The following is a 5,202-nucleotide window of genomic DNA, read 5'->3' on the forward strand; positions in this document are numbered from 1 at the left end:
GCGCTGCGGACCGCCGCCGGCCTCGGCCTGCAGGCGGTACGCACCCGCGCCGCCCGGCGGACACCGCCAGGGGCCTGACCCGGCCGTCACGACGCCCCGGCCAGCGGCGGCCAGGTCACCGCGATGGCCCGCTCGCCGCTTCCCGCTCGGCCTCGACGGGTTTCCGCTCGGCCTCGACGGGGCTCTCCGGGACCTCGGCGGGTGCCTGGAGATGCTGGAGGATGAGCGGGTAGACGTCCCGGTCGGCGTTCTGGCCGATGATCGCGTCCAGATGCGCGTAACCGGGCAGGAGACTGCGGCTGTAGAGCTCCGGGCCGTTGGCGTCGCGCAGCCAGCGCAGGGTCCGCGCGCTCCCCTCCGGCAGGAAGATGTAGTTCTCCGTCCCCTGCAGGAAGTGGATGGGCAGCCGCAGGAACCGCGGATCGCGGGTGTAGACGTCGCCGCCCGCGGCGTCGACGGCCAGGCCCGCCCGCATCATCGTCGCCAGGTGCTGGAGCGAGGCGATGTTGCCGACGCCGAACATGCCGTGGAGCGCCTCGTGGGTGGCCTGGTTGAGCTGGGCGTGCCGGTGGGTGCAGCCGAAGATGGCGTTGATCCAGCGGCACAGCGCCTGGCCGCAGCGTTCCGGCGAAGGTACCGGCACCGCGCGCAGCGCCAGGTCGACGGCGGCGTTCGGCAGGGTGAACCGGCGGGCCGGCCGGACCAGCCTGAGGCCGGCGGCGGTGAGCAGCTCACTGACGTGCAGGGTGGTCTTGAGCCTGTTCAGCCGTGACGTGACCGGATGCAGCGGGAACTGGGCACAGACCGCCGAGCGGACGTCGGGCAGCTTGCCCGCCGCCAGCGCCATCAGCAGCGACCCGGACCCCACACAGTGCCCGTACGCCTGGACGTCGGCGGCCCCGGTCACCCGCCGGACCTCCGCGACCGCGGCCGGCCAGTCCTCGGTGGCGATGGCGTCGATGGTGAACTGGGTGGCCGAGGACGGCAGGTCGATGGACGCACGGTAGTCGAACAGCCAGACGTCGTAGCCGTGCTCCACCAGGAACTCGGCCAGGTTCGTACGGATCGTGTCGGTGACGAAGGCCCCGGTGGACATGCCGAACCCGGCGGCGAGCAGCACCGGCCCCTTCGCCCCGCCCCGGTAGCGGATCAGGCGCAGCCAGCCGTCGGCGCCCACCTCGGCGCCCTCGTGCCAGCGGCCGCCCTCGCCGCACCAGCGGATCTCGGGCTCCGGCAGGCGCAGCGCCCGCCGCCCGGGGGCGGCCGGCCGGCGGCCGGTGCCGGCGGGGAAGCGCCGGGCCTCGTCCAGCGGGCCGCCGTAGATCCGCCGCAGGTGCCTGGTGAGCAGCTTCAGGGCGGCCAGCTCGTACTCCCGGCGGCGGCCGGCGTCGGCGACACCGCGCACCTCGATCGCCCATGGCGCCCATGGCGCCCAGGGCCCCCGGCCCAGGCGAAGCGCCCGCAGCGGGCCAGGCCACGCGGCCCGGGCACGGCCCGCCCCGAGCGTCCGCCCGTCGTCCGTACGCAGCGTCAGGTTGAGGATGGCCGTGTCGGACCACGCGTCGAGCCCCGGATGATCGTGCAGCTCCTTGAAACCGTCGAGGACGTATCGTCCGCCGTCGTCGGCGACGAGTACCAGCCGGTACCGCGCGTGCCAGGTCTCGACCTGGTCGGGGTCGGGCTCGTTCAGGACGCACTCGCCGCCCTCGATCGTCAGCGGCGCGCTCGACAGGACCGGCACCCACGCACGCCCCGACGGGCGGGCCGGTGTGCTGGGGTCACGCAGCAGCGCGTCGGCGTCGTCGAAGTCGACCGTGAGGTCGATACGGATCGACGTCCGCGCGCGGCGGCCCTGGGCGAACCCGGCCCGGAAGTCGTCGGTCACCCTGGTCGAGAAACAGCCTCCCAACCGCTCGCGGAAACGCAGCGCTGCCAGGTCACGGGACGGAAATGAGGTCACATCCCGCGAAGTGGCATCCCGCTCGGAAGATGGGATCTCCGGCCTGGAGACAATGCTCATCGCTCCCCCGTTGCTGTATGCCCGGTGTCGATGCCGCCGACAGGTGACGAGCCGCTCGGTCGTCATACCGCCGGCGGGCCACCCTGCTTCGCAGAGCACATTCCCACGACCAATTGAGCCACGTCACTATCGGTTGCCTGACAGCCCCCGCCCCACCTCTTCCGAGGTTTCCGCGGATCGGCGGCCGCGCTCCGGGCGTCCCATCAGAGGTCGATCATCTGGGCCAGGACGGTGCGCACCTCGGCCCGGAGCACCCGCTCCCTGGTCGCGGGACTCACCCGCATCATGGTCGCCACATCATCAAGTTTATGCCACCGTAAACCCCACGGTAGCCCACAGGAGAGCCCTGCCCGGTTGTGACTGGATTATTTTGTGAAAGGTGCGACGGGGACATCGGCGGTGATGCCGCCTGATGGTGGTATGGAACGCGCACGGGAGCGAAGCAGGAGATGATCCTCAGACTGAGTGTGCACGGCCCCGACGCGGATACCCGGCGCGACGTCGAGATATCGGCCGCTCCCGAGACCGAGGTCGGTTCCGTGCTCGACACGCTGCCGCTGCTGGTCGACGGCCGCCGCTGCTTCGTCGGCGACCAGCCGCTCGACCGCGCCGGGAGCGTTGCCGAAAGCCCCCTGGTGCATGGCGCGACGATCGGTATCGGCGCTGCGGGCCCCTGGCCGCGCGCCGTCCAACCTGGTGTCGCCGGTGCGCTGCGGGTGTGGGACGGTCACGACGCGGGCCTGGTCGTGTGGCTCGCGCCAGGCCGCCACCTGCTGGGACGGGATCCGCAGACCCAGGCCGCGCTCGGCTGCGACGAGGTCTCCCGCCGGCACGCGGCACTCACGGTGTCCTCGGACGCCACGGCCACCGTCGAGGACCTCGGCTCGAGCAACGGCACCCTGATCGACGGTGCGCTCGTGACCGGCCCGGTTCCCCTCCCGGCCGGCGCCGTCCTCGAGACCGGTACCGACCGTATGGAGTGGGTGCCACTGCCGCGGACCCCGCTGCAGACCACGCGCGGCCAGGACGGCCGTCTCGACTTCGACCGGGCCTTCGCGCCGACACCCACCGTCAGCCGCACCGAGCTAACGCTGCCATCGGCCCCGTCCCGGCACACCGCATCCCGGGGCGCCCTGTGGATCCCCGCCCTGTTGCCCCTCGTCGCCGGCGCGGTCCTCTTCGTGGTCCTGCATAACCCTCTCGTCCTGCTGATGTGTCTGCTCGGTCCCGTCAGCGTTCTCGGCACCCAGCTGGTGGCCCGCGGGCAACGAGCAGCCGACGACCGACGCTTCGAGGCCGAGAAGGCGGCCACGCTGGACAGGATCACCGCTCTCGTGGCGGCCGAGGAGAAGATCCGCCGCGCGCAGGCGCCCGACCGGCTGGACCTCACGCTCGCCGCGACCGGAGCCGACCGCCGGCTGTGGCCACGCAACGCGGACTCCCCCGACGGCCTGCGGCTGCGGGTGGGCATCGTCAGCGAGGCCGCGTCGATCGACCTGCGCGGCCAACGGTGGGCCGGTTTCGAGGAGCCCACCCTGCACGGCGTGCCGCTGACCGTCGATCTGCGGACCGTGGGTGTCCTCGGTGTCACCGGAGCGGACGGGCCGGCCGACGGCCTGGCCCGCTGGCTGCTTGTCCAGCTCAGCGTGCTCCGCAGCCCCGACGACCTCCGGATCGTCCTGATCACGTCCGGCAGCCGTGACCACCTGGCGTGGGCCACCTGGCTGCCGCACGTCGCCGCCGACAGCGCGGGCCCCGTGCCCTGCTGGGTCGGCAACACCGAACAGACCCGGAGCAGCCGCATCGCCGAACTCCGGGATCTGATCACCATCCGGTCCGCCGAACGCCGGGGCGCCGGCAACGTCCGTTTCGCCGAGGACGTCGTCGTCCTGCTCGACGGCGCGCTCGCGCTGCGCAACCTGCCGGGCATGAAGGCGATCCTGCGGGACGGCCCGGAAGTCGGCGTGTACGTGATCGCCGTCGACCGGCACGGGATGAACGAGTGCCGCGCCGAGTGCCAGGTCGACGACGCCGGCGCCGTCCAGCTCACCCACAATCGCGGCGAGCGGGTCAGCGTCGGCCGCGCCGAGGGCACCAGCCCGGACGACGCCGAACGGCTCGCCCGCGCCGTCGCGCCGCTTCGTGACCGGCTGTCACTGGGCAGCGCCGAATCGGCCATCCCCTATCCGGTGCGTTTCCTCGACCTCGTCGGCGTGGGTGTGGCGTCCGCGGACGACGTGCTCGCCCTGTGGGCGGACCAGCCGGGGCCGACCACACAGGTGCCGCTCGGCGCGGACGCGGACGGGACGGTCACCGTCGACCTCGCCGGGCAGGGGCCGCACACGATGCTCGGCGGTGCCACCGGCGCGGGCAAGAGCATCCTGCTGCAGACGCTCGTCACCTCCCTGCTGCTGGCCAACGCCCCCGACGAGCTGAACCTCGTTCTCGTCGACTTCAAGGGCGGCAGCGCGTTCCTGCCGTTCGAACGCTGCCCGCACGTCGTCGGGCTCATCCGCTCCACCGGCGAGACCGCGGCGGACGTCTTCGACGAGGCCGCCGCCGAGCGGGTGCTCGCCTCGGTGCGTGCGGAGGTGCGCCGCCGGGAGTCCCTGCTCGCCCGGTACGGCGGGGAGATCGACGAATACTGGGCCGCCCGGCGTTGCGCACCCGGGCTGCCCGCCCTGCCCCGGCTTGTGATGATCTTCGACGAGTTCGCGCGCGTCCTGGAGACGTCCCCGGACTTCCTGCGAGCGCTGGTCAACGTCGCGGCCAAGGGCAGGTCGCTCGGTATGCACCTGGTGCTGGCCACCCAGTCGCTGCAGGGCAAGCTGTCGGCCGAGCTGAAGAACAACATCGACCTGCGGATCACGCTCCGGCAGAACGAGCCGGCCGACAGCGTCGAGGTCCTGGGCGTATCGGACGCCGCGGCCATCCCGGGCCGGCTGCGGGGCCGCGGCATGATCCTGTGCACGAAGGACGAGACCCGCACCCCGCGCCTGTTCCAGTCCGGCTACCTGGGCGACCCGCCGCCCGCCGGTGGCGCCCCGCCCGCCCGGATCCGGATCGTGGGCTGGGCCACGCTCGGCACCGCCCGGCCCGAGGAGCGGGCCGACCACGGCGGCGCGGCCACCGACCAGACGCTGACCCTCCGCGCGGTCGAGGCCGCCGCGCGTCAGCTGGGC

The 5,202-nt window shown here is 73.0% G+C and carries 2 protein-coding genes; one reads left to right on the forward strand and one right to left on the reverse strand.

Going from position 1 to position 5,202, the window contains the following annotated elements:
• Positions 1–115: 115 nt before the first annotated feature.
• Positions 116–1,960 carry a hypothetical protein gene (locus NBX02_RS15455; protein WP_250291924.1) on the reverse strand — a complete coding sequence of 615 codons (1,845 nt, stop codon included), beginning with the start codon at positions 1,958–1,960 and terminating at the stop codon, positions 116–118.
• A gap of 509 nt (positions 1,961–2,469) precedes the next feature.
• Here NBX02_RS15455 and NBX02_RS15460 point away from each other — a divergent pair.
• The coding region (locus NBX02_RS15460; protein WP_250291926.1) for an FtsK/SpoIIIE domain-containing protein at positions 2,470–5,202 on the forward strand (2,733 nt) is incomplete at its 3' end.

This window comes from Protofrankia sp. CiP1_Cm_nod1 (assembly GCF_920888515.1).
Taxonomy (GTDB): Bacteria; Actinomycetota; Actinomycetes; order Frankiales; family Frankiaceae; genus Protofrankia.